Source organism: Echinicola soli (assembly GCF_006575665.1).
GTDB lineage: Bacteria > Bacteroidota > Bacteroidia > Cytophagales > Cyclobacteriaceae > Echinicola > Echinicola soli.
Genome location: NZ_CP041253.1, coordinates 5223086 through 5248760 on the forward strand (window position 1 = coordinate 5223086; position 25675 = coordinate 5248760).

Genomic DNA, 25675 nt, shown 5'->3' on the forward strand with positions numbered 1-25675 from the left:
ATGAATTCGATATGTTTTCAGGAGGATGCTACCAACATCCTCCTTTTTTTATTCTATGATGATTGTCCTCCTTTCTATTCTAAATTGTACATCTCTGGTTTTCTCCAATAGGATCAGAACATCCTCCAAGTCTTTATATTTCCTGATCTCACCGGTAAAGGGAAGCTCGCTGGCTTCAATATTTTTAAATTGCACATCAACCTCATACCACCTAGATATTTCATCCATGATCGCTTTGAGTGGTTTATCATGAAAGTAGAACCAACCATCTTTCCAGGAGATGTACTCCCGTACATCCACTGTTCTTTGGTCGATGGTATTGTGGCCTCTGGTCAACACGCTTTGTTGGTTGGGCGAAAGGATTTGATTTTCATGAGGATTATTTTCTAAAAAGACCTTCACCCTTCCCTCCACAAGGGTGGTATAGATGGCGGGCACCTCTTGATAGGAAGAAATATTGAAGGCGGTGCCCAATACTTCTACGACCTGGTCTTCGGTATGGACCTTAAACGGTTTTTCTTCATTTCTTGCTACTTCAAAGTAAGCTTCTCCGGTCAGCTCCACCCTTCTTTCACTACCGCTAAAGGCGGTGGGATATTTCAATGTAGAACCCGCATTTAACCATATTTTGGTACCATCGGTCAGGGTCAGGTTGAACTGCCCTCCCAAGGGAATGACAAGGGTATTATATTTTACCTGCCCCCCTGCAGGTTTCCCCTGGTTGTATTTAAGGGATTTTCCCTGACTGACAATCTGGCTTCCCCCTTCATTCAACCTGAGCGCCTTTCCTGAAGACAGGTCATAGGAAGTTCCATCGTCCATTAGAAGGATGGCTTTTTCTGTTCCCGGTTGAATGGATGTTACCCGCTGCCTGGGAGACGAAGTGTCGAATATCAATGATTTTAGCACAGCCATGGCCAAGCCCATCAGAACAATTACTGCAGCAAATTTTCTGATATTCCATTTCCTTGGTTTTACCCTCTGCAATCGTTCATCAATGTTTCGAAAGTCCTTTTCTGTTATAACAGCCTGATCGCCAAACTGCGATCCTGCTTTGTAAAACTTTTTTGCACGGTCAAAATACGCCTGGTGTTCATTACTTTCGGCCAACCAATCTTGAAGCTGCTGTTCTTCTTGCTCGCTTAAAGAAGCGTGCAGCTTTTTCCATATAATAGAAAAATCAATATTTACAGAATTTTCACTCACCTGTTATTGTTTTTACCCCTATGACCCATAGCATTAAGGAATGGGTGACAAATAAAAAGTCTTTATAGAAAAAAATTCAGATCAAGAGTCCTAACCAGTGCCTTCCTTAGTTTTCCTTTGGCCCTCAACAGTTGGGTTTTGATGGTATTTTCAGAAATATCGAGCTGGGCGGCAATGTCTCGTAGTGTTTTTTCCTCCAAGTATTTGAGCTTAAAAATTTCTGCCATTTTCGGAGGTAGCTCATCAATGGCGCTTTCTATTTTTTGGGTGATTTCAGTATCCTCCCAACCCGCCTGGGAATCATTTAAACTTGCCTCAATATATAACAAATGGTGCTTATCCTGGATGTTAAGATTTCTGATGTGATTTAAGCATCTATTTCTGACAGCCTTATACAGGTACGACTTTAGTGAAACAGTAATTGTCAAATATTCCGCTTGTTCCCAAATATGGATAAAAATATTCTGTACAATGTCTTGGCATACTTCAGGTTCAAATACAAAGCCTTCAGCGAACTTTACTAAACCGGGATAATAATCATGAAAGAGTACTTCAAAAACCTCTTTGTTCCGTTTTTGAATTTCCCTTATCAATAATTTATCTTCGATTCTCACTTGGTCTTCTTATATGTCAAATGCAGGTAGTTTCTTTTCGTTCATTGAACTGCGTAAGACTTTAAGTAAAGAGAGGTAATAAATCCACCCTGTACAACGGTATTTTATCAAGTTGGCCAATTCAAAGACTCTACCATCCGGTAATATTTAAAATATTAATTATAAAACTGTTATGATGTATCCAGATACTTTTTTTTAGAGTAGTGATTTCAATAAAAGGGCTCGAGCTCCGCCATTTTTACTGAAATGCACCATAACCCATTCAATGTAGGAAGCAATAAGTGTTGATTACCTGGTGTTGAAAACAAAAAATCAGGACCAGGCTACTTACCGCCCCTTAAAAATGATTCCAAAAGACCGATGGCTTAAAAGCTCTATCTGAGATACCTAAGCTTGTCTTTTATTGATTCGAACACAGCCCCGCTTCTCAGCAAATATTATCCAGCATTTCCCTCAGGAAAGCTTTCATATTGGTTCTGTCGGTGGTAAAAAGATGAAGCCCGTAGAAAACAGCAAGCCGGTTTGCTTTTTGGAAACATAGCCTATTTCACCATATCATTTTATACTTTATGCCATCTTTATAAAGTTGCAATAGCGGAAAGTACTTCCTTTCCGCTATTGCTGACAGAGATGCCTTTTCAGGAACGGCAAACTGGATACCAATGAAAAATCTCTACGCCGTTTAATCTCCAGTGACCATTTTTAACTGGCCATATCTCCACAAACCGCTCGGGTATCATTTGGGCATGTCCAAGTCCAGCACCATGCCCCTTTCCAACAATTTGGGGCGTAATGTCTGGTAATTTACTTCCTGTACACCAGTATCCCGGTCAATGGCCAGCACAGCGGTGGCCGCTGCAGCTTGTCCCAAAATCATGAATACCGGCTCCATTCGCACTGAACCATAAGCCGAATGGGAGGCCGAAACACATACGGGCACCAGCAGATTAATACATTCCTGGCGCCTGGGTAAAATTGAACCAAGGGAAATCTGGTATGGTTCAGGAGGATGTATGCCGATATCCCCTTCATTCTGTACTGCGCCATCTTCGGTAACATAACGCTGGACGTTGTGCGAGTCGATGCTGTATGACCCCATACCTATGGGATGCTCCACGGCACGTTTGCCCAGCACCTCCAACTCGGTCAGCACACCTTCTCCGAGCATCCTTCTTGCTTCCCGGATATAGAGCTGATGCGGCCAATGTCCGTTATCGGTAAATTCATCCCTTGCCAAGCCCCATTCCTGCATTTGTTTTCTCACCTGCTCAGGAACCTCAGGATCATGGGCAACAAAATAGAGCAATCCTTTTTGATATTGTTCATGTGCCTTGATGATGGCCTTCCGCTCCTGGTAGGAAGCTTCCGGGTAAGCATAGTTCTCCCCGATAAAGTCCATGCTAAACGGGCCATGGTTATTGGTGTCGGTCTTTTTGTTGGGGATGGCATCATATTTTTGGAACCATTCGTTCCATCCGCTTTCAAAGACCCTGGCCAGCAGTTGGTAATCGGCGGGGTCATAACCTTCCGGTTTTTCGAAAGCTATCCGGTTATCGGGATGGTTGCTCATGCAAAGCCTGAAGCAATATGCCTGTATCTTATTATCTCCCTGCCCGTTGGTCCCCGGGGGTTCTTCCGAAATAAACGGCAACAGCCCGCTGGTGGGATCACCTTTGACCACATAGGGATCTATAGGCGCCTTAAAATGGTGGCCATGGTGAAAAGCCTCTTTCTGAATACCGTTCCAGTTTTCCCCATAAGTGGTAGTTGCCTCCCTGCCCACATGATAGGATACCCCGGCTGCAGCCATCAGGTCACCTTCGTAGGTTGCATCTATAAAGACTTTCCCCTGAAAGGTGTTTCCTGATAGCGTTTGTATTTCCCTGATTTCTCCACCAACCATACCGACACCCTGTTTTCGGTCCAGCCATTGGTCTCGAAAAACACGGATCCCATTTTCGGCAATAAAGCCTTCAAAAACCTGTTCGGCAACATGTGGCTCGAAAATCCACATGGTCCTGTTTTCTCCATCCATTGCCACTGTCCCCTGTCCCCTGTTGCCATACTCCGCTGCCCGCTGCCATTTCCAGGCGGTATCCTGCTGGTAATGAAGGTACACCCGATGGTAAAACTCCCTTGCCAGCCCACCAATGGCTTCCTTGTTTCCCGTATCGGTAAATCCCAGGCCTCCAGAGGACAAGCCTCCCAAATGCCTGTCAGGAGAAACCATAATGACCGACTTTCCTGACCGGGAGGCTTCCACTGCTGCGGTGACAGCTGCAGAAGTTCCGCCATAGATGATGATGTCGGCCTTAAATGTGCGGGTACTCCTTTCGTCCTTCTTATGCTGGAAGGAAACCAGGGTAATGGCCATGGCTAGCAGTAAATATCTCATGGGATGAACGGTATTTTATGGTTATCTATTATTTTCCTGAAATCCTGGCGACCCATCCCCCGCCTTTGCTCATTTTTATCGTGGAAACGGTCTGGTTGTTTACGGTGACTTTTTCCTGGGCAAAATCCTTGGCATTCCTGTCCGCATTGATCCCGTCTTTCCATACTTCCATGGTATAGCTGCCTTCAGGGAGAAATGAAAAATTGATCTCCAACTCCCGTGGGCTGCTGTCGGTCATGGCACCAATATACCAATCCCCGTTGGGTGCCTTCCTGGCCAGGGCAACATAATCTCCGATTTTTGCCTGTAAAGGGATGGTCTCTGCCCACTCCACCGGTACTGTGGACAGGAATTCCATCGCTTCGGGTTCCTGGTAATAATGGGTAGGGATGTCGCATAACATTTGCAACGGACTTTCAAAAACCACATACATCGCCAGTTGGTTGCACCGTGTCCCCAGTGTCATGGGTTCGGCCGGCACTCCCTTGAACGCCTCCTTATGGACATTCCTCATGCCTCCGGGGGTAAAGTCCATGGGACCGGCTGCCATCCTGGTAAAGGGCAGGGTTGTGGTATGGTCCGGGGTAATCGATCCTGCAAACTTACTGATTTCATTGCCAAGTACCCCTTCCGAGGTCAACACATTTGGATAGGTCCGGAGCCAGCCAGTAGGTTTATAGGCCCCATGAAAATCCACCAGCATCTTCCGCTTCGCCGCCGCCCTGGAAACTTTCTCATAATAGTTGACCATATCCTGGTCATCCCGCTGCATGAAATCAACTTTTATACCTTTAATTCCCCATTGGGAAAATTTGTCCAACGCCATGTCCAGTTGCTTGTCCAATACCAACCAGGAAGCCCAGAGGATAAGCCCTACGCCCTTTTCCTGCGCGTAGCTGGTTAAAACTTCCATATCCATTTCAGAAGAAACGTCCATCAGGTCCCTTGTATCGCACCATCCTTCATCAAAAAGGACATATTCAATGCCATGTTCAGCAGCAAAATCAATATAATACTTATAGGTCTCCGTGTTTATTCCGGCCCTAAACGGCACTTCATATACGTTGTTGTAATGCCACCAGTCCCACTGCACCTTACCGGGCTTCACCCAGCTGAAGTCCCCTTCTGATGGCCTGGCAAGCTGGTAGACCAGTTGATTGGTCAACAGCTCCTTGTCCTCTCTGGCAATCATCAGAATTCTCCAGGGAAAATCCTTCTTTCCCTCTATTTTCGCAATATAATCGGCGCGCTCAATGACCTTTTCATCCCGGTCACTGGTCACCTTTTTCTCTTTTGGATAATGGGGAAACACCCCTTGTACTCCTTGCTCGCTCCCTTTAATCCACATGCCTGCATAATCAAACAGGTCGGACTCTGTCAGCAGCACCTTGGTTCCCTTCACTTCGAAAAGTGCCGGTAAACTTGCCAACTTCTCCCCATTGATTTCTGTCAGGTCATAATGCTTATAGGCTCGTTCGTTATGGGAGAAAAAACCGCTCTCTTCCGGATACCAGGCCTTTCCATCCTTTCCCAAATTCACTTCGGCCTTTTCCTCTATTACCTTATACTCCCCTTTTAGGCTACTGGTCCATCTCCATGCCGCCCCATTATCGTAGAGACGACATTGGAGTGACATGCCGTTTTTAAACCTTAGGTGCAAAGCGTTATAGTGATCGGTTATCTCACGGCTCTTTTGCCAAACCACTGGAGAAAGTTGCCGGTTCACCGTATAGGCATCCTTCTTTCCCACTTTCCATACACGGCTGTCTTTTTGGTCGGTGATCAGTTCAATTGCGGAATTCTCCACCACTTTCTGCCCATCCACGGTCAATGCATAGCTGATCTCATCGCCAACGGTCAGTTGTAAAACCATCGACCGGTCCGGAGACCGGAGTTGGTAGGATTGCTGCGCCAGCGTGGCGGCAAATGTCCACATACCCAGACATAAAGTCAAAATTACTGTTTTCCTCATTTCTTGTTATTGTTTTAATCCGGGGAAGCTCAATTCCCCATTAATGTTTCGATAATTTTCGGAGCGATTATCTCCCTGCCACTCTTATTGCTGGGATGGATACCGTCGGGCACATATTCCAGAAATTCTTCCCTGCCCTGGTCAAGGATTTTTTGCCAGTTGGCATAGTGGTCCACCAACAGGAGGCCCATGGATCTTGCCACCCTTCTGTACATCTGGTAATAACTCCCCAACGCTGGCCTGTATTCGGCAGATGTGCCCACGGGCATGTTCATCACCTGCAGTATAATTTCACATGAAGGGTCGGAAAGCTTTATCCTGTCGACCATATAACGGAGGTTCAGTTCGGAAACTGACAGGGGGGTATGGTAATCTTCAAAGGCATCGTTGATTGCAAACTCTATTATCACCACATCGGGATGTTTGGCTATTACACTGTCCTCGAGGTGCTGTACACCCCAGGTGGACCACATCCCTCCCTTTCCTGAAAGGATATAGTCCAGGTGTCCGTCATACCTGGCGTTAAGCTGCCTTGACACCTCTCCCATCCAAGCACCTCCCCTTTCTCCGCTCGAAAGGCTCGTACCGTATACCACTACCAATTGGTCCTTTCCTTTTGCCAGCTGCTCGACCAACCTTGACTGTCCCTTCAGCTGTCCGCACAGCAAGCCCAGGATTAGCAGCAATGGTGTTCCCCTCATCTTTTCCTGATTTTATAGTGCTGGAAGAAGGCCGTATCCAATACGTTCATTTCCTCAAGGGAACGGATCCACACCCAAGGACCGCGAACAGTGCCCTGCATGGCTGGCAGGGAAATATACACCAAAACTCCTATTCTAAAGCGCGACTGCCAGCCTGTTTGCCTGTACGATATGATGGTATTGCTCATCATTCACTATTTTTCCAACAGGGCATACGCACACCATAGCACCGGTGCCTGTCCGTGCATGTCCCCGGTGATCCTTTTCCTGTCGAGGTAATATTGTTTATCGTTCTTTTTGTTTGTCCCCTGACATACCTGTCTGACATCCCCGTTTTCATCAATATAGCTGACCAGGCTTATCCAGGCTTTCCGGGCGGCGGGACCATAGACGTCCTCTTCCAGCCATCCTCTTTTCACCCCAGTGATCATCGCAAAGGCAAACATCCCGGTGGAAGAGGTTTCCTTCCATGCGCTGTTTTCATCGATAAGCTGCCTCCACATGCCGTCCTCTGCCTGATGGGCAAGGAGGCTTTTCATCATTGTCCTGTAGCCCTGCAGGATAGTCCTCCTATCGGGGTGGTCTTCGGGAAGGGCACGAAGCAGTTCGGTCATTCCTGCGGCCATCCATCCGTTTCCACGGCCCCAGAAATACGGCACATCCGGTGCATGGTAAAACAGCCCGTTGGGGCGCTGAAGTTCTTTTAGGTATACGACCATCTCCCTGGCCGCCCGGTCCATGTACCGTTCTTTTCCCGTGGCCCGGTAAGCCTGGGCCTGGATGGTGGAAATCATGAACATATCATCGATCCAGTACCTGGTCTGCCAGGAAAGGCCTTCTGCTGCCAATTTCCGTTGTTCCCCATTGGCCCTTTCCGGCAGGCGCCACTGCTGGTCGGCAAAACCAATGCCCTGTTCCAGGTATTTTTCCTTTCCGGTCTGGAGGAAAAGTTCCAGGGGTATGGCCCCGAATACGGTATGGTCCACATGGTCTGGATGGGGAACCAGGCGTTGCTGCTCTCCCATCAATGGCCGGTAGCGTTCTTCCAGCGCTTCCAAAAGGTGCTGGTCATCCGAATAACGGGCAAACTTCAATGCCCCATACCAGGTACAGACTTCCGAATAGGTAATGGATGACGGAGGGCTGTCAAAACCAAAATTGGTATGTGGGGTTTCCACAAAGTGTTCGGCCAAAAGGCTTCCCACTTCTTCAGGGGCCGTGCCCTCCGGCCAATGGTTAAAATGCTGCTGGCCCAGGGACGCACATCCCCCAAGGGCAAGGGCAAAGCAATAAAACAGGATTAGTGTATAGTTGATGCGCTTGATCATCAGTTCATCTCTTTTGTGTTTGCGAAATTGAATTAAAGGCGGGGGAAGAGGATGTCTCCTCCCCCATCAGTCCATCCACTGCGTACCTTGCTTCCAGCATCATTACTGCACTCAGGTGGATCGAACAATCGATGGTTTTTCCATCAGGCACCCCTCTCCAGGTGTGTCCGAACAGGATATCGGGCTTTAACGTGGCGGTGGTCCAAAGGCTGCGGGCATTGTCGTCCAGGTAGTGGAGATAGCTGGCCCTTGTCATCCCATCCAATGCCGGTGCCAGGGCCAACTGGGTTAGGTAGCGGATGAAAATGCCTTTGAAAAGACCTCCGTCACCACTGTTTTCCCCACGTAAGATCCCCTCGGGAGAAAACCTGTCGCGGTCGTGGACCACATAATTGGCCGTACGGATGGCTTCACGCATATAGCTTTCCTCCCCCAGGATTTCAAACAGCTCAAGGCTTGCGCCCAGGTAGGTTCCCTGGTTATAGGTATAGATATTATTTTCATTGAAATTCCCATAGCCATCCCATACCACTCCCCTGGCAGGGTCGACCAGGTATTTTTTCTGCCATTGGTAGATTTTAAGTGCCCAGTCCAAGTCCTCCTGTCTGCGGTCTTCTTGATACAACCTGGCGGCCAAAATAACCGCCGGTGCATTTGAACATGCATTTTTTGACCCAGGGGATCCGCTTGCCCAGGCAATGCCACCATGGTTGATATCGCTCCATCCGACCTTGATTTCATCCCATAGCATACGCGAAAGGGTTTTATATTTTTCCTCTCCGGTGGCATCGTAAGCCCGCAGGCAGGCCAGTGCCATCCATTCCATATCATCATAAAAGGTGTTCCACATGGTGTCGCCGTTTTTCCTTCGGCAGCCTGCCAACAGTTGGTCCATCAGTTCAGTATACTCTACATCGCCGGTACGGAGGTAGGCATCCACCCATACATCCAGCGCATGGGCATTCCACCAGTAATTGAATCCAATATGTTCGCCATTGTTCTGGGTAAAATAATGCTGGTCGGACCAATATTCCCTTAACAGGCTTTCCTGCGACCGGTCGGCTATTGACATCCAGTCGATTTCCTCTTCTTTGTCCTGTTGCTCCCCAGGTGCGGCCGGCTCCTCTTCGGCACCGGTACAGGCTGCCAAAAAGACACCAAGCAACATGGTCAATAAGGTTGCTGCATCAGCGCGTGTTTTCATCATCATTGTTTTGGGGTGAAAAATCCGCCCTGGAACCCTCAAGTGCCAGGGCGATTGGTTCAATTAAAGATGACTTCGTGCCTATAGGCTCCAGAAGACTGGAAATACACCAAAACATCGTTGTTTTCACCTTCCCCGGGAAATTTATAGGTATAATCCCACTGCGAGGTCTCCCCGGTGCTGTGCAGTTCATAGTACCCCTCACCAGTGCTGTCATTTGGACGGCCGTTATCCTTATTGGCACTTCCCCAAAAACGGACACTTTCTTCCCCGTCCAGGTTTTTTTCCGTTATCCGGAACTTGTACCGCTCATCCTTTCCCCAGGACACTTCCGCCCATTCTATGGCTATACCGGCCACTTTCCACACACCATCTCCCTGGTAGGCAAGTGTTTCGGTCACATCATTTTCTGCTGCTATCCACAGGCCTACCGATTGGATTTCCACCAATTCGGCTTCACCGTTATTGAAGTTCAACCGTATACGGTAAGGGGCGGTACTGGTAGCAGGGCTATCTCCTGCTTCACCGCTCTTGATGGTTGTCCCATCCCAGTAAAAACGGTTCATTTCACCGCTCTTTTCATCGGCAAATTGAAACTCCCCTGGGCCCAGGGCGGTATAAATTTCAAACACCCCATCAGAGAGTTTTTTAAACTGAAGGGCGCTTTCGGCATCTTCTCCGGCCTCAGTGGCCGCTCCCCATAAAAACAATTGTGCTGGATTTTCAGCAAATCCTGCCGGCCGCTCCAGGTTAACGGTCAATACATTTTCAGAAAACACCTCGTTCACACCATTGGTGGCCAGGATCCTAAGGGTGACCTTTCCTGTCTCCAAAGGGGCAATTCCCGCTCTGGAGGCAATAATGTTCAAATCCTTGTGCGTGATGGCGGCAAGTTGGTCTATACCTTCATTCTCGGCCATGGTAACATACAATGGATCACTGAAATCCCCGTCCACTTCATCAAACTGGATTTCATAAAACACCAATGTCCCATCCCCGGTGTTTGAGGGTTCCCATTCAAAATTCACTACCGCGTTGCTTTCAGGATCCAGTGCAATTGTCTCTCCGCCCTGAGGAAAACTAATGGAAAATTCCGTAAGGCTCGTTTGTATCGACTCGGTATCCGTACAACTTATTCCACCGGCCAACACCATTATAGCCCATATGACATTATTGATATATTTTTTCATTTTTCAAATTCGGTTTACCTGTTTGAACAATTAATTACCAACCTGGATTTTCAACCAGCAGCCCGTTTCTATCCAGCTCAGACTGGACAATGTTCCAGAGGTAATGTTTCTTTTCGAACACCCGCTCTTCAAAGACCACTCTTTCAGAAAAGCCTTCCGTATCGGTGGCATCCACATCCATTCCGTAAAAGGGTCCTCCATCCGTGCTTTCGGCCACCTTCCAGCGACGCGTATCAAAATAGCGCAGGTTTTCAAAGGCCAGCTCAACCCGCCTTTCACGGTGAATGGCCGCCCTGGTAGCTTCCTGCCCCTGCGGTGCCGGTACGCGGTCCTCTCCTTGCCCGTACTGGGGAATTCCTGCCCTTTCCCGGATCAGGTTGAGGTAATGGAGGATATCGGGATTTCCCGGGTCATATTCATTCAAGGCTTCGGCGTAGCTGAGGTATATCTCTGCCAACCGGAACTTCACTTCCATCCTTCCGGCTATCCTGTCAGGCTTTACCGTACTGCTCGGGTGGACCTGTTTTCTGACCACATATCCGGTTCTGGACCAGTTCCTACCGGTGTACCGTCCACTGTTTCCCCCGTTGTACATTTCCACTACCAATGGTTCTCCGTTAGCACCGAATTCATTGTTTATCCATTTGCTCCCATTGAAGGTAATGGCCACGTAAAACCTGGGCTCGCGGCCTACATACATATTGTATGTCCCCTGATCATAATAGGCTGTTTCTTCCTCGGCAAACCCTTGCTCGAGGTATCCTGAAGCAGGATCATCTATCCTCCTGCCGTTTGCCATAAAATAGGCATCCACCGCCGACTGGGTCGGTCCCCAGGAGGACCAGCCCCCCGCAATGTACGGGCTTCCATTCTTGTCGATGGCATACATATCCGATACCTTGGCAAAAATAATTTCAGGGTTCCAGTCCCTTAGGAATACATTCTTCAGGGAAGCGTAGGGATCCAGGCTTCCATCCCCATTGTATTCCCGGTAAAGCTCATATTTACCCATGTCAATGACTTCTTTGGCGGCATCTGCGGCCCTTTTCCATTTGTTTTCATCATACTGCTGGCTGATCAGCTGCGTCCCGTCAGGGTTTTTGAAATCCGCATAATCGGTATTCCCATTGTACAAGGGGCTTGCCGCATAAAGCAGGGTCCTTGCTTTAAAGGCTTTTACCATGCCCTGGTTGATCCTGCCCCATTCCCTTGTGTTGGTCGGTTCTACGGGCAAATGCTCCAATGAAAGGTCCATTTCTGCCACTACGTAATCCACACATGCATCATAGGGACTTCTGGGGATGCTCATTTCCTCAATGGTAGCATCGGGTGCTATGGGCTCGTCGGGAAGCAGGATTACCGGACCGTACTGCCGCATGATCATCGAATAGAAGTATGCCCGTAAAAACCTGGCCTCCGCCTTGTACTGGGCGATCAGCTCATCACTGAGCTCCTGGTTCTCATCTACGTGATGGATAAAGTAGGAGGCCGACCGGATACCTTCATAATAGTGGTTCCAATAATTGTAATCCCCCCTGTTGCGGTCCCAGCTTCCCAGGTTCATACTATAGGTGGGATAGTTGTTATAGGTCACATCCATTTCATCGGACAGCCCTTCCCAGGGGCAGTTGCCGGTATTATGGTCGGTTTCACTCCGGATATAAGCGTACACATTGGCCAGGTACTGTTCGGTGGTGGTCCTGCGTTTGAACACATCCTCAATGGACAGGCGGTCATCTGGCACCTGGTCCAAATAGTCTCCGTAGCAGGAGGTCAGCAGCAGCCCTGCTCCAAGGAACAGGGTCCAGTAAAATAATTTATGATATTGCTTGAATTTCATCTTTATAGGAAATTTTGGGTGTTAGAAAGATACATTTACGCCAAGGCTATAGGTCCGGATATTGGGATATCGGGTACCACTGCCATTGCCCAGCTCGGGATCATACATGTCAAATGGACTAAAGGTCAACAGGTTGTACCCAATAAAATAGATCCGCATATCACTTACCCCCAGGCTGCCCAGTGATCCCTTGGGTATGTTCCAGCCAAAGTCCAGCGTTTTGAGCCGGAGGAACCTGCCATTCATAAGCCAATGACTGCTGGTGGCCGAATAGTTTTGGTTGATGTCGCTGCCATAGGAGAGTCTTGGGTAAAACGCCTCCTGGCTGGGATTTTCGGGAGTCCAGCGATCTTTGATGTTTTTGTACAATCCACCCCTTGCGGAGCCTTCCCTGAAAGGCATAAATTGGTTGGACAGGTAGAGGTCTACGATTCCCACACCCTGAAAAAAGGCTCCCATTGAAAAACCCTTATAGGAAAGTGTTGTACCAAAGCCGTAGACGATCTTGGGGATGTCCCCCTTTCCAATGGCCGTTCGGTCATTTGCGTCGACTACTCCGTCCATGTTCAGGTCTTTGAATTTTATATCTCCGGCCTGTACCACGCCGGCTGTTTTGGCTACCGACTCATCATCGATTTCTTCCTGCGTGTAATACCCCTGGGCGACATAGCCAAAGCGCTGGCCGATACTGTGTCCCCTGCGTTCCATATAATCGTATGGAGGGGTAGGCTGATCATTTTCGATCACTTCGTTTTCGTTATAGGTAAATGTTCCGCGCAACTGCATGTTCAGCTGGCCAAAGTTCATGTTATAGTCCGCAGAAACATCCACTCCTTTGCTATTGGTAATTCCCAGGTTTCCCAATAGATTGCTCCTTAGCCCCATGGAGCCTGGAACAGCGGCCCTTTCCAGGAAGATATTCTCCCTCCGGCGATTGAAAAAGTCCACTTCCATGTTCAGGGCATCATTCAACGTGGTAAACTCAATGCCTAAATTGACATCGGTTTCGGTCTCCCAGGTAACATTGGCAGCATATTCGCCGATATCCAGCCCCCCGATATAGTTTCCCCTGTCCTGTCCATAGGAATACCCCCCGGTATTGGCCACTGTGGGGATATAGGCAAATCTCCGCCCGTCAATATTACTGTTGCCCACTATTCCGTAGGAGGCCCGGAGCCGGAAGTATTGGAAGACCTTGTCCGCATCCCCAAAGAAATCTTCATTGGAAAGCACCCAACCGACTGCTCCGGAAGGAAAAAAGCCAAAGCGCTCGTCAGGGGCAAAATTTTCCGCCCCGTTATAGCCAAAGCTCAACTCGGCAATGTACCTGTCATCGTATCCATAGTTAAACCTACCGACAGCGCCCAGGCCCCTATAGGGTATCGATCCGATCAAATCCCCGGCCGTAGCACTTATCCTGTCGGTGGAATTGAACAGTAGAAGTCCCCCTACATGATGGTTTCCAAAGTCATTATCATAATTTAGGGCCGCTTCCAGGTAAAACTGGCGGTCACCGCCGTTGCTTCTGCTAAAGGTCAAATAATCCCTTCCATTTCCATTGTCGGTCTGTTCATAGATCAATTCCCCGTTTTCATCCCGTCCGGTGGCATATACCGTATAGGGAACCTTGTTCCTTACCAGTCTATTGCTGTTGCTGGCGTCAAAAGCATAAAGCACCCTTGCCGACAAGCCTTTGGTCACAAAGCCCAAATCCTGCTTTACATGGATGTCTGAATTGATCTGGTTATTGTACAAGGTAGAGTAGCCCCTGTTGGTCAACAAATAATAGGGATTGTTCAGCCCTCCGCCGGTGGATACCCAGGGCTCCACCCCGTTGGGGTATTTAAGGGGGTAAAGTGTGGGGTAGGTCTCGAACACTTCGGAAAATATTGTGTTGGTTCCGGTTCCGGGATAATTGCCGTTTGAGATCCATCCCTTGATGCCCAGATCGATCGTCGTGGTCTTGGTAGGCTTGATGCTCAGATGGGAGGTAAAGTTGTACCGGTTAAAGCTAATTTCAGCGTTGTATTTGGCCAGGTCATCGGTGGTAAAAAGGCCTGTTTCGCTGTAATATCCGGCCGAAACATAATAGGTCATTTTCTCCCCGCCCCCGCTGATATTCAGGTTTGCCTTTTCATTCTGGCCAAATTGGTTAAAAATATGGTCCATCCAATTCACGTTGGGATACAGGTAAGGATCCTCCTGGGTATAGGTCTTGTGGATCATATCTGCCGAATATACCGGCTGTCCCCCCCTGGTTACCGAAGCTTCATTGGCCATCTGCATATAGGTAACCCCGTCGGCAGGCTCGGGAACTTTGGTAAATTCGGTAATGCCCCTGTAATAGTCCAGGTTGATTTTTGTTTTGCCCGCTTCACCTTTCTTTGTGGTGATCAAGACCACGCCGTTGGCTCCCCTTACCCCGTAAACAGAAGTCGACGAAGCGTCTTTCAATATCGTAAAACTCTCAATATCATTGGGGTCCAGGTTATTGAAATCACGTTGCACGCCATCGACAAGGATCAGGGGCTTGCTGTTGTTTTGGCTGAGGGTGTTTACCCCACGTATCCATAGATCGGCCCCATCAAGCCCGGGTTCAGCACTTCGCTGTACACCGACCAGTCCCGACACCCTGCCTGCCAGTACCGTGGAAATATTGGCCACCGGCTGTTTAAGTTCCTTTACATTGACAGCACTTTGTGATCCAAGGGTTTGGATTTTCCGTTGGGTGCCGTAACCGACGACGACCACTTCATCCAATCCCTGTAGGTCAGGGGTCATTTGTACATTTATTTCAGCTTGGTTGCCCACCTCAAAGGTTTGCTTTTCATAGCCCAGAAAACTGAATACCAACACCGCCCCGGTGTTGACCTGCAGGGAATATTGCCCATCAATATCGGTAACGGTACCGTTTGAAGTCCCCTGCTCCAGCACGCTTACCCCGGGCATTGGGGTACCGTTCTCATCGTTTACCGTACCGTTGACGTCAATCACGTTCCTGCTCTGTATGGGAGCTGCCACCGAACGGCTGTTTTCCTTTTTTGCCTGACGAACAGCGATATTGCTGTTTACCTGCTGAAAGGAAAGTCCGGTTTGCCGCCCGATCTCTTTGAGAAGGTCTTCAACCGATATCCGGGGGTGATCTGCCGATATCCGTTTGTTCAAATAGCCTTCGTCCTGGTGAATGGTAAAGTGAAATTCAGATTGGTCTTCAATTTCATGAAAAACATTGATCAGTTTAGCATTTTCCAATGCGATGCTCACATAGACTTCATCGATCTTTTGGGCGTCGATGCGGTGTGCGAGGACCACATTGAGGAGAAACATCTGAAACAAAAAACCATATAGGGTGTATTTTGTCATTCTCAGAATTAGCAGTAAAGGTTTATTTTGCATAATTTTGGGTTGTTAAAGTGCTCACATGTATTTTGACAGGTTTAACTAACTAGTACCAAACCATTAGTTAAACACCTTCAGAATCAGTAGGGAGCCATCCTACTGGTTCTGTTTTTTAGAATATTATCGTTACGGTCTCTTCGTTTATCTCATAGGCAAAGTCTTTAGAGTAGGTTAAATCAATTAATATATTTTTAAGGCTTTGTTTCTGATAGATGGTGGTAACTGTCCAATCTCCGGGTGTTTGTCCTTTTACCTGTATATCCACACCATACCACCGCTCCAACTTGGTGCTTATTTCATTGAAGCCAGCGTTTTCAAACACCAGTTTTCCCTCTTTCCAGCCGATCACCTTATCCACATCGACGGTTCCTTGGAATAATTTTTGGGTGTTCTTGTCCACAACCACTTCCTTTCCAGGGACCAGGGTAACTGCTTTATCCTGCTCTTCCAGCTTATTGATCTGAACTTTACCCTCTAACAGGGAAACACGCAGCTCCCGGTCACCGAGGTAGGCATTTACGTTAAAGGCCGTTCCCAAGGCAGTGGTTTCTACCGGCCCACTTTCCACAACAAACGGTTTGTTCTTATCCTTGGCCACTTCGAAATAGGCCTCCCCTTCCAAGCGGACCCTTCGCTCGTTGCCCTCAAAGCCTTGTGCATAGGTGATGCTGGAAGCACTGTTCAAATAAACGATTGATCCATCGGGGAGGTAGAGCTTGGTCTTTTGGCCAGCAGGATTCTCTTTGACAACATAGGGTCTTTGTTGCCCTTCCGAGGGTTCTTGGAAAAAACCACCGTTTACCATATACAAAAGGGCCAATGATGTGGCTGCTATCAGCACAATAGCGGCGGCATATTTCATAAATGGCTTCCAAACTGAGATGTTGCTTCCCTTCTCCTCTACTCCTTTGGACCAAATTTCATTGATCTTTTCCTCGGCATTTACAAGGACAGGCTCAGCAGTGGTTTCTTTCCAGGCTTTTTGGAAGGTCTCCAGGATTTCCAAACGCTCTTCGCGCTGTGCCGCCCAGTCTTTGATTTCTTCTATTTCTTCGGGGGTTGCCGTATGGGTAAGCCACTTTGCAAGGAGCTTGTCGATATGGTTGTCTTCTCTGTTCACATTACCAAGACAACCCACATCATAAAAAGGCGTAATCGCTTTTGCCTATTTCAAAAAAAAATCAATCAAAAAATTCAACAGTACTGTTTCCCAGCATCATAAAGGCCAAGCAGATGACATTTGCCTTATGCTTTAGCGGAACAATCTTGGCCTGGTCCCCATTGGAGGAAATATAATCTGCAATATCATGTCTCAGACCACGTATCGCCAGTTCCAAATGTTTTTTTACTGTTTTTTCCGCTATACCCAAGGTCTTGGCCACTTCTCCGATCCTCAACCCGTCGTCTTTGACCATTTTAAAGACCAACCTCCTTTTATGCGGCAATTTTTCCACCAGGTCAGCAATCCTCTCCCTCAGCTCCTTTGTCAGCAGTTGGTTGAGGGGTTGGGTATATTCTCCTGTTTTGATATCCTCAAAATCCAGGACGGAAGACAACGGTACTTTCCTTCTGTTCTTTTTCAGGTGGTTCAGGCATTGGTTTTTGACTGCATAGTAGATATACCCTTCAAAATTATCAATATCCTTTAGCTGAGACCGTTTGTTCAAAAGTTTTATAAAGACCTCGGAAACTACATCTTCAGCCTCTTGAAAATGGGGCAAAAAACAAAGGGCAAAAGAAATCAGTTTGGAATGATACCGCTTGAACAGTTCTCCAAACGCCCTCTTATCCGAATTCACTGAAATCCGGTATAAAAGTACTTTGTTTTCATCCATTGTTTTTATCAGGTTTATCTTGGGGTTAATCTTCATGCGGGAATCCTAAGCATTCATTATCAGGCGGAAAGGGTGTGTGTTTTTCTACCAATACTCAGGAAGCAGCATTAACAAATGAACAAAATCAATCCATTAAATCCAAGAATCCCATTTCCCGGTTGGGTATTAAAAAATTTAAGAATACAAAACCCTATAAAACCAAAATATAATTCTAGCTAAATCGATTTTATCACCACTCCCTTACTCCTTCATTTATAAAAAACTAGATAAACAGAAACAAGACATATGAGCGGACTTACCTCCAAGGAAATCCCCACTTTGGCCAAAGATTTCACTTAGCTGACAAATACCTGACTAATAAAAACTGCATGACCATGGTAAGTGGAAATAGGCACAATAGCGCCCCAGGTTTGATAGCAATGCAGAAATTCACATCCCCATCCAATAAATCAAATATTACGTACCTCAAATACATTAAATTTAATTTCACCATAATTTGAATTTGGCCTGATTTTCGATTCACCAGCAATTGATATTAAATAAGGGCTGTATATTCCTTTAAATGCACTAAAGATATTTAGCCCTATTTTTTTCAACCAAAAATTTGATTTAATACAGAAAACGATTGCCAACTATATATGGACACGATTACTACCAGGACCCAAGAATTCCGTCTGCTACAGAACGGCATTATCCACACCAGGATCCTACCCAATTTATCCCTGACCCTGGACGATGGAAGAGAGAACCTCACCGCTGTATCGACCATAACCGGGAACAAGCCCGCATACTTGATGGTGGATATCAGCAAGGTCAAAGGGATTTCAAGTGAATGCAGGGACCTATTTTGTAGCAAGGACGCCGCCAAGGTCCAACATGCGGTGGGGATGGTGTCCACCTCTTCGATGGGAAGAATGATCGGGAATTTCTTTTTGGGCTTTAACAGGCCACCGTTTCCCATTCGGATTTTTGCCGATCATTCAGAAGCATTATCTTGGTTAACCACAATTAAGAATGGACAAGGAAAATAAACCAACTGATCTGGAAGACCAGGCCTTGATATCGGAGTTTATCCGATTGGTAGGGGAAATAGCCAGTTTAAATTTCCCTAGCAGGATTAATACCAACACCGGGGACACCTCTTTAGGCGTCCTTGCTGCGGGGCTGAACATGCTTAGTGAGGAAGTCGAAAAAAAAATGGTAGAGCTGTCCAACCTCAAGGAAGTCAACCATAACCTTGAAAATTTCTCCCTTACACTTGCCCATGACATCAAGTCCCCGTTGAACAATATCATGGGCATCATTGACCTTATGGATAGTGAGGTCGAAGAGGGTTCCTATGCAAATATCCCGGAATACATTGAGTTGATCAGGGCCATGAACAGCAAAAGCCTGGAGATCGTAAGTGGAATCCTGGAATACTCAAAATCCACTGTAAATTCCCGGAAGCTCAAATTGATCAGTATACAAAAAACGTGTGCACAGATCGTCGAATCCTTTTCCCGTGCCCACTCCATCAGGGTAACTTACCAGACCATGGTTCCCGAAATTTACTATGACCCCATGGCCCTCTACCAGGTGCTATCCAACTTGATCAACAATGCCATCAAGTTCAATAACAAACAGGAATGTGCGTTATTGGTCAAGAGTATTGAACGGCAGGATGATATTATGATCTCCATTCAGGACAATGGCCCGGGTATTCCGGAAAAATTCAGGGACAATATCTTCAATTTGTTCTTTCGGCTGAACCAGGAGAACCAACCAACGGGTACCGGGCTGGGCCTGGCCATCATCAAAAAAATCATACTGGAGAATAATGGAAAAATCTGGACGGAATCGCGTCCCGGAGAAGGCACCACCTTCTGTTTCACGGTTCAAAAGGCTCCCGGGTAACCTAAGGTGGATACGGCAGCCAATCATTTCCATTTCCCATCAAGAACCCTGTTCTTCCAATGGAATGGCAAACCAAAATACACTGCCTTTTCCCCGTTCCGACTCCACTCCTATTTTCCCATTGTTCATTTCTATGTATTGTCGGCATAAGACCAGCCCCAGGCCGGTGCCAATTTCATGGTGGGTACCTTCGGTGCTCATGTTCACTTCATCAAAGATATAGGGAAGCTTTTCGGCGGGAATCCCTGTTCCTGTATCTTCTACCGAAACCACCAGCAGCCTTTCCTCACTATCGCTTCTGGTGGAAAGTATGATTTGGTCTCCATTATCACAATACTTTATGGCATTGGCCAGAAAGTTTCGGACAACAATCTTGACCATTTCTTCATCCGCATAGGCCATACCTGGCTGTGTTCGGTCAGAAATTTCTATCCCCTTTCTTTTTGCGTCCCATAGAAGCAACGAAATGGTCTTTTCTACTAATCCTTTTATTTCAAACCCGTTTGGCCGTGCGGAAGCTTGGGTCATCTGGCTCTTTGCCCATAGAACAAGATCATTTACAAAATAATTGACCTCATTTAATTTCGTACTGATCTGTTGGGTGAGCATGTTCATTTCTTCTTTGTTGAACATCCCTTCCTGGTACATATCCACTGTGCTTTTCAGGGAATTCAGTGGTGTCTTCACATCATGTGCCACCACTGACAATATTCGGTCCTTGAATTTGCCTATCCTTTCCAGTTCCCTGTTCTGCTCATCAATCTTTTTCTGATGGGCCTTTTGTATCCTACTTGTACGACGGATATTTCTTAGGTACAGGGCCAATAAAAGGACTATAAAAACCAGCAGTATCGATACGGCAAGGATAAAATAGGTATAGTTGCGTTGGCGAAGCAATTGTCCCTGATACTTTTGGTTGACGGTTTGTATTTCCTGATCATGTCGAAACTGCTCCTCGGCCTTCACCAATTGCATCCTGACCTCTTGGTTCATCAAACTATCTCCGAGCAGTGTATATTCCTGATAACTGTCGAGTGCTGGTTTATAGTCTCCCATTGCCGCTTGGATCTTACTTAAAAAAAGAAATCCATCCCTTGTCAGGGCCATATGATGGATGTCTCTTGCCAGTTCAAGTCCCGTTTGCACCTGATCATATGCCTCCTTTAGTTTTCCCGTTTCAAGCAGGCACTTGGCTATTTTAAGGTTCGCCTCTGCCACCTTCTGTTCTGTTCCCAGCGCTACGGCAATGTTTTTTGCTTCAGCATACTTTTCCATGGCCTCCCCTGACTTTCCGGTCTGTTCCAAAAAGTCCCCTAACGCCATGAAGGCCCTGACCATGCCTGCCCGGTGGCCCAATTCCCCGCTTTCCTTCAGGGCTTTCTGATAAAACTCCTGGGCTTTTGCCGGCTGGTTTTCCTTGAGGTATACCCGGCCAATACTTATATCCAACAGGTGCAGGAGACGTTGGTAACCTGCTCGCTCATAAAGTTCCTTGCTCCGGGCAAAGGATTCTCTGGCTTCCTGCAATTTCCCCTGCAGCTCATATACTTGTCCAATGGTCCAGTGGTTTCGGGCTACTTGCTTTTCAAAACCGTTTGCGGTGGCGATTTCCAAGCCGCGATAAGCCAGTTGCTGAGCCTGTTCGTACATCCCTATATCCAGATAGACCATCGACAGGTTAATGCACAATACTCCTATTTCCTTGTTGAACCCCATCTTTTCGGCCTTCATCAGGGCATTCTTTTCCACCTCGATGGCCTCTTGGAAGTTTCCTTTTTCATAATGTGCCGTACCAATATGGATCATCGCTGTTACCGCACCCCTTTGGTAACCTATGCGCTTGCTGAATGTGAGGGATCTTTTCGATATGGCCATCACCGAATCCGGACTGGTGCTCCAATACCGATAGGCAAGATGGTTCAGGGTTCTGATAAAAACGGTATCTTTTTCATAACCGGGTTGTTGCTGAAACTGCACTACTTTTGCCCGTAAGCTATCCCTATCCAGCTCTTGGGCAACCGTTATAGAAGACCATATAACTTGTAATGCCCATAGGTACCAAAATACGCTCCAATGCTTATGTTTTATAAAAGTATTCGCCATAATTCCTTTACTCCTCATCAACTACAAATGGACCATAACACTAAAGAACCATATTTTCCAATAAAAACCAATTATAGAAACCGGCGGTAAATCCTCTTTAATTCCGGTCAGTTAAAACTTGTCCTTAGCGTCTTTTTGCACTCGCTGACAACTCAGGCAAACAAAAGACACCTTACCTGGACCGGACTTTACTTTACAAAAGAACGTGCCGGCGTTTTGTCCCTATCCATATAACTGGTTTAAACGATCATAAAATTTGTGGGTTTAACAAATTGTCCCTAAAACCCTATTTCCAGTATTCCTGAAATGGCAAACCTCAGATAACACACATTTCCCAGACATCCTTTACCGCTTTCTGATAATCAGACCTGCCAGGCCGGGGCTGTCAAGCATCCTGTCCAGCTCGGATTCTATCAGTTCGCTAACTTCGGCTTTGATCCTTTTATAGTTATTGGCCACTTCATGTTCCTCGAGTTTCCTGCAGGCAGGAATTGGCCGGTACCCGTTTTCTTCCTTTCTGATTCCATCATGGTCGTTTTGAATGGTAGCATGAAATCCCTTTAATTTCATGGGCTGGTCGGGTGTATCGGCCACCAGTCCCACAAATTCCCCGGAGGACAGGGAAGCGATGGTGGATTGGGGTACGGCAAGGTCAAGTTGTACCGAATGGCTTATCGAGGTATCATTGGAATTGATTGACCGACTCTGCCTGGGCTGGCGGATCTTGCCAAAGCGGTCCGATAGTTGTTTTGCCGTATCACCCAGCACCTGTCCGGAAACGATATTGCCCACCGTGTTCATGATCACCTCTGCCTGCTCCCTGCCGTAGTCCTTTTTTAGCTGGCTATAATCCTGTACGCCCAGACAGGTAGCCACTTTATTGCTCCTTGCCGTAGCGATCAGGTTATCGATCCCGTTAAAATAAATGGTGGGAAACTCATCGAAGATCAGGCTGGACTTGAGCTTTCTCTTTTGGTTGACCAGCTTGGTGATCCTGGATATGTACAAGCTGAGCACCGCTCCATACACCTGCTGCTTTTGCGGGTTGTTGCCCATGCAGACGATCTTCGGCCTTTCCGGATTGTTGATGTCCAGGGTAAATTCACTTTCGGAGAGCACATAATATAGTTGGGGGGATGATAGGCGGGCCATGGTGATCTTGGCACTGGCGATCTGGCCTTCCAATTGTTCTGCAGCCCCTTGCATAAATGCAGATACAAAGGGGTTTATCAGCACTTCGATCTCTGGTTCGCATCGCAGCACCGAGAACAGCTTCTCGTATTCTACCTGCATCATTTCAATGACATGGGGAAGGGTACAATACTTCCCTTCCTTGTACCGCTTCAAATACCAGATTACGGCAGTAAGAAAGTTAATGGGCGATTCAACAAAAAAGTCTCCCTGTTTTTTGATCCATTCCCGGTTGAGGCCCATCATAATGGTCCGTGAAGCCTCACTGGCATCGGTGATGTCCAGCATGGTGGATGGCTCCAAGGGATTGCAGCGATGACTGCGGGAAAGGTCATCAAAATTGATGGTATAAAATGTCGGTGCTATGTTATAGGCCGATCTGTTTTTTAGCAGGGCATTATAGGCAATACGGGAAAGGTCGTCGTACTTAAAGTCATAGATAAACATGGAAAAGCCCTTGGCAATGTGCTGGGTGATCACATGGCGGATGACAAAATAGCTTTTCCCGGAACCAGGGGTTCCCAGGACCAACAGGGCACGGAAAGGATTGATAATGTTGATCCAGCTGGTCCTGCTCTTCTGTTTCAATCGATATATGGCCGGTAAGTTCACCGAATATTCATTTTCAAGAAGTCGTTCCTCCTGGGGAAAGGTTTCATTGTCATGGTTAAACACATCCTTACTGCCCTGGTCTTTCAAATAACGGGACAGCCTTCCCCCTCCCCACAGAACCATAAGGTAGCCTGTCACCATGGACACCAAATAACAGTAGCCAAAAACCAATGGGTCCGGCACTATTGTCTTCCAATAAACTGCCACAAAAAACAAGGCACTTCCCAGCACCATGGTAATCAAAGCAGGCAGCCATTTAATGGTTGTATCTTTTTTTCCTTTGGCACCCAACAGGCTGACATAGAGCAATCCCAAACAAAAGATCTTGGCATAAAGGGCATTGCCCAGAAAAGGCAATTTCCCTAAATTCTCCACCAAAACTGTTAGGAAGGGCCATGAAAAGCCCCATTTGGAAAAGACATATGGCAGGGTCAGGTAAAAGTGAATAAGCAAAATGGCCATGCTGATCTTGCGTGTAAGGTCAAGGATCTTACGAAGGGCCTGTTGGTTTTCTCCTGTAGCCATTATGATCGATTTGGTGACAACTTAGCTTTTTTTGCCCTTTGGAGTGGCAAAGAACCCTTCGGTTGGATCGCCCATAACCTATTCGCCCTTTCAAAAATATCAAGGAGCATTGGCGTTTCTTCCAGCTTCCAGACCGGTACCTTTTCAAGTTCACCCTCCCTGTAGGTAGAGACCACCATCCCAGAAATCAAGTTCTTGTTTTTCCTTTCACCCGCCCCTCTTTGTACCAAGGAGTATCTCTCTTCCAATTTTGCGACCACAGTTCTAGGAAGAGACCATAATAATTTCTTCGAAAAAGGAAAGGTTGTCCTGTTAAGGTGGTCAATGCCTATTGCCCTTTTTCTTTCCGATTCCCTGTCCATTTGGGCGTTGATCGCAAATCCGTTTTTATGGAGTATCCTATCGAGATCTTCGAGCTCATTTTTTCCAATTTCATTCTGGATCCCCAAAAAACGGCCTTGAGCCTTAGCCACCTTCCCGGGTAAACCAGGACCATTTTTCTTAATGTACTTTAGCAGGTTTTTATATATGGGACATGGGGAAAGGATACTTGCCTTAATAGGGCCCCCTTTATGTTTGCCGCGGTCATCCAATGGACAGTAGGCAAGCCCACGGTATCGCCACATCACCCCTCCCTTTTTGCCCTGGACCAACCCCACGTTAAATTCGCGCAAAATGGCTGAAAATTCCGCTATGGAGCCAAATGTATACTGGCGCAATACTCCCTTGATGATCCCTTCTATAGCCCCTATGGTTTCCATTTTACCGTATTCCAATTTTTCCAGGTAAGGTGAATTCGGAAGCTGCCCATTTGCCGAAGGAGAATAATGCAGTCCCAGCTCTCCTATCAGCTCATTACGGGCTTTTTCAGACAAGGTCTTTCCCAAATGATGGGTTTGCAAGCGTTTCCCCTCTTTGGTAATGGTAGTACTGAGGATATGTAAATGGGGACAATAACTATCTATATGGTTGAACACCAAATAAGGTTGTTTACCGTAACCAATACGCTTCATGTATTGCTGTGCGATGTAGCGCAGTTGACTCTTTTCCAATTGATCTTTTTGGGAAAAATGCAGGAAGATATGGATGGCATTAACCTTTACCCTTTTATTCCTAAAGGTAAAAGACCTAAAATGCTGGTTCAACTTCTTTTGGCCCATGTTCTTTCCAATGCTCCCAAAGCCGTGGATAGTGATTAATTGGGCAATTCCATGATTAATTTTCTTAAAATGGTAATACAGGATGTCATTTATGTTCCTGCCCACATTTATTATTGCCATCATTGCTTGAAATGATCCTTTACCACGTTCTCCAAATCTTCCAATTTTCTCAGAGCCTCCTTCACCTTCCCTTCTAACCGTTTGGCCAATTTCCGCCTTCTGGGGGCATCACTGTTGACCAAAAAGTCATGGACCACCTGATCTACGTTTACTCCTATTTCCTGGATTTCCATCTGAATGGAGCTCATCCTTTCCATGACAAGATCATAAGTCTGATCATGTGTCCTACAGGTAATGGGCTTGTTGGACAGGATTTGCCGGATCAGCGCACTCATTGAAAGGTTGGTGGATTTTGAGAGCAGTCCCAACAGCTCCCGGTAGCGCTCCATGGATATCTTGGACATCACCACTACTTTTTCCGTCTTTTGCTTGGTTGCCATTACA

The 25675-nt window shown here is 46.9% G+C and carries 19 protein-coding genes; 2 read left to right on the forward strand and 17 right to left on the reverse strand.

The window, feature by feature from the left end:
• Positions 1-48 precede the first annotated feature (48 nt).
• From FKX85_RS20165 to FKX85_RS20225, 13 genes are all read right to left on the reverse strand, one after another.
• Positions 49-1206 (reverse strand): FecR family protein, encoded by a 1158-nt coding sequence (locus FKX85_RS20165; protein ID WP_141616433.1) that lies wholly within the window; start codon positions 1204-1206, stop codon positions 49-51.
• Positions 1207-1268: 62 nt separating this feature from the next.
• Positions 1269-1820 carry an RNA polymerase sigma-70 factor gene (locus FKX85_RS20170; RefSeq protein ID WP_141616434.1) on the reverse strand — a complete coding sequence of 184 codons (552 nt, stop codon included), beginning with the start codon at positions 1818-1820 and terminating at the stop codon, positions 1269-1271.
• A gap of 736 nt (positions 1821-2556) precedes the next feature.
• Positions 2557-4215: an FAD-dependent oxidoreductase gene (locus tag FKX85_RS20175; protein ID WP_141616435.1), complete on the reverse strand. Its 1659-nt coding sequence runs from the start codon at positions 4213-4215 to the stop codon at positions 2557-2559.
• Positions 4216-4243: 28 nt separating this feature from the next.
• On the reverse strand, positions 4244-6187 hold the full coding sequence (locus FKX85_RS20180) for a glycoside hydrolase family 97 protein (protein ID WP_141616436.1): 1944 nt from the start codon (positions 6185-6187) through the stop codon (positions 4244-4246).
• Positions 6188-6216: 29 nt separating this feature from the next.
• Positions 6217-6888: an SGNH/GDSL hydrolase family protein gene (locus FKX85_RS20185; RefSeq protein ID WP_141616437.1), complete on the reverse strand. Its 672-nt coding sequence runs from the start codon at positions 6886-6888 to the stop codon at positions 6217-6219.
• The gene (locus FKX85_RS20190; RefSeq protein WP_141616438.1) at positions 6885-7079 is read right to left on the reverse strand and encodes a hypothetical protein; all 195 of its coding nucleotides are present in this window, start codon (positions 7077-7079) and stop codon (positions 6885-6887) included. The genes FKX85_RS20185 and FKX85_RS20190 overlap by 4 nt, the downstream gene beginning before the upstream one ends.
• Before the next feature lie 3 nt (positions 7080-7082).
• A complete protein-coding gene (locus tag FKX85_RS20195) occupies positions 7083-8216 on the reverse strand; it encodes a glycoside hydrolase family 88/105 protein (RefSeq protein WP_141616439.1) in 1134 nt (377 codons plus the stop codon).
• A 4-nt stretch (positions 8217-8220) separates the two neighbouring features.
• Complete coding sequence (locus FKX85_RS20200) at positions 8221-9426, reverse strand: glycoside hydrolase family 76 protein (RefSeq protein WP_141616440.1); 1206 nt, start codon at positions 9424-9426, stop codon at positions 8221-8223.
• 53 nt (positions 9427-9479) lie between these two features.
• A complete protein-coding gene (locus tag FKX85_RS20205) occupies positions 9480-10610 on the reverse strand; it encodes a SusE domain-containing protein (RefSeq protein ID WP_141616441.1) in 1131 nt (376 codons plus the stop codon).
• A 34-nt stretch (positions 10611-10644) separates the two neighbouring features.
• Positions 10645-12450 carry a RagB/SusD family nutrient uptake outer membrane protein gene (locus FKX85_RS20210; protein WP_141616442.1) on the reverse strand — a complete coding sequence of 602 codons (1806 nt, stop codon included), beginning with the start codon at positions 12448-12450 and terminating at the stop codon, positions 10645-10647.
• A 21-nt stretch (positions 12451-12471) separates the two neighbouring features.
• The gene (locus tag FKX85_RS20215) at positions 12472-15846 is read right to left on the reverse strand and encodes a SusC/RagA family TonB-linked outer membrane protein (RefSeq protein WP_210416882.1); all 3375 of its coding nucleotides are present in this window, start codon (positions 15844-15846) and stop codon (positions 12472-12474) included.
• A gap of 115 nt (positions 15847-15961) precedes the next feature.
• A complete protein-coding gene (locus FKX85_RS20220; protein ID WP_141616443.1) occupies positions 15962-16969 on the reverse strand; it encodes a FecR family protein in 1008 nt (335 codons plus the stop codon).
• Positions 16970-17030: 61 nt separating this feature from the next.
• Positions 17031-17684, reverse strand: coding sequence for an RNA polymerase sigma factor (locus FKX85_RS20225; RefSeq protein ID WP_168196304.1), 654 nt, complete (start codon positions 17682-17684; stop codon positions 17031-17033).
• Between the two features lie 638 nt (positions 17685-18322).
• Here FKX85_RS20225 and FKX85_RS20230 point away from each other — a divergent pair.
• Positions 18323-18715, forward strand: a complete 393-nt coding sequence (locus FKX85_RS20230; protein WP_141616445.1) for an STAS/SEC14 domain-containing protein — start codon at positions 18323-18325, stop codon at positions 18713-18715.
• Positions 18699-19580: a sensor histidine kinase gene (locus tag FKX85_RS20235; RefSeq protein WP_141616446.1), complete on the forward strand. Its 882-nt coding sequence runs from the start codon at positions 18699-18701 to the stop codon at positions 19578-19580. Before FKX85_RS20230 ends, FKX85_RS20235 begins: the two co-directional genes overlap by 17 nt.
• A gap of 39 nt (positions 19581-19619) precedes the next feature.
• On the opposite strand, the gene FKX85_RS20240 is transcribed toward FKX85_RS20235, so the two are convergent.
• The 4 genes from FKX85_RS20240 to FKX85_RS20255 form a co-directional block, all read right to left on the reverse strand.
• Positions 19620-21683, reverse strand: coding sequence for an ATP-binding protein (locus FKX85_RS20240; protein ID WP_168196305.1), 2064 nt, complete (start codon positions 21681-21683; stop codon positions 19620-19622).
• A 345-nt stretch (positions 21684-22028) separates the two neighbouring features.
• A complete protein-coding gene (mobC, locus tag FKX85_RS20245; RefSeq protein ID WP_141616448.1) occupies positions 22029-24011 on the reverse strand; it encodes a conjugal transfer protein MobC in 1983 nt (660 codons plus the stop codon).
• Positions 24011-25294: a relaxase/mobilization nuclease domain-containing protein gene (locus tag FKX85_RS20250; protein WP_141616449.1), complete on the reverse strand. Its 1284-nt coding sequence runs from the start codon at positions 25292-25294 to the stop codon at positions 24011-24013. The genes mobC and FKX85_RS20250 overlap by 1 nt, the downstream gene beginning before the upstream one ends.
• Positions 25291-25671 carry a hypothetical protein gene (locus FKX85_RS20255; RefSeq protein ID WP_141616450.1) on the reverse strand — a complete coding sequence of 127 codons (381 nt, stop codon included), beginning with the start codon at positions 25669-25671 and terminating at the stop codon, positions 25291-25293. The genes FKX85_RS20250 and FKX85_RS20255 overlap by 4 nt, the downstream gene beginning before the upstream one ends.
• Positions 25672-25675 lie beyond the last annotated feature (4 nt).

What these genes read in the sequence shown, in the direction of transcription:
- FKX85_RS20185 (WP_141616437.1), bottom strand. Translation starts at nt 6,888, where the DNA reads ATGAGGGGAACACCATTGCTGCTAATCCTGGGCTTGCTGTGCGGACAG.
- FKX85_RS20180 (WP_141616436.1), bottom strand. Translation starts at nt 6,187, where the DNA reads ATGAGGAAAACAGTAATTTTGACTTTATGTCTGGGTATGTGGACATTT.
- FKX85_RS20235 (WP_141616446.1), top strand. Translation starts at nt 18,699, where the DNA reads ATGGACAAGGAAAATAAACCAACTGATCTGGAAGACCAGGCCTTGATA.
- FKX85_RS20205 (WP_141616441.1), bottom strand. Translation starts at nt 10,610, where the DNA reads ATGAAAAAATATATCAATAATGTCATATGGGCTATAATGGTGTTGGCC.
- FKX85_RS20215 (WP_210416882.1), bottom strand. Translation starts at nt 15,846, where the DNA reads ATGCAAAATAAACCTTTACTGCTAATTCTGAGAATGACAAAATACACC.
- FKX85_RS20195 (WP_141616439.1), bottom strand. Translation starts at nt 8,216, where the DNA reads ATGATCAAGCGCATCAACTATACACTAATCCTGTTTTATTGCTTTGCC.
- mobC (WP_141616448.1), bottom strand. Translation starts at nt 24,011, where the DNA reads ATGGCTACAGGAGAAAACCAACAGGCCCTTCGTAAGATCCTTGACCTT.
- FKX85_RS20190 (WP_141616438.1), bottom strand. Translation starts at nt 7,079, where the DNA reads ATGATGAGCAATACCATCATATCGTACAGGCAAACAGGCTGGCAGTCG.
- FKX85_RS20250 (WP_141616449.1), bottom strand. Translation starts at nt 25,294, where the DNA reads ATGATGGCAATAATAAATGTGGGCAGGAACATAAATGACATCCTGTAT.
- FKX85_RS20210 (WP_141616442.1), bottom strand. Translation starts at nt 12,450, where the DNA reads ATGAAATTCAAGCAATATCATAAATTATTTTACTGGACCCTGTTCCTT.
- FKX85_RS20255 (WP_141616450.1), bottom strand. Translation starts at nt 25,671, where the DNA reads ATGGCAACCAAGCAAAAGACGGAAAAAGTAGTGGTGATGTCCAAGATA.
- FKX85_RS20225 (WP_168196304.1), bottom strand. Translation starts at nt 17,684, where the DNA reads ATGGATGAAAACAAAGTACTTTTATACCGGATTTCAGTGAATTCGGAT.
- FKX85_RS20230 (WP_141616445.1), top strand. Translation starts at nt 18,323, where the DNA reads ATGGACACGATTACTACCAGGACCCAAGAATTCCGTCTGCTACAGAAC.
- FKX85_RS20240 (WP_168196305.1), bottom strand. Translation starts at nt 21,683, where the DNA reads ATGGCGAATACTTTTATAAAACATAAGCATTGGAGCGTATTTTGGTAC.
- FKX85_RS20200 (WP_141616440.1), bottom strand. Translation starts at nt 9,426, where the DNA reads ATGATGATGAAAACACGCGCTGATGCAGCAACCTTATTGACCATGTTG.
- FKX85_RS20175 (WP_141616435.1), bottom strand. Translation starts at nt 4,215, where the DNA reads ATGAGATATTTACTGCTAGCCATGGCCATTACCCTGGTTTCCTTCCAG.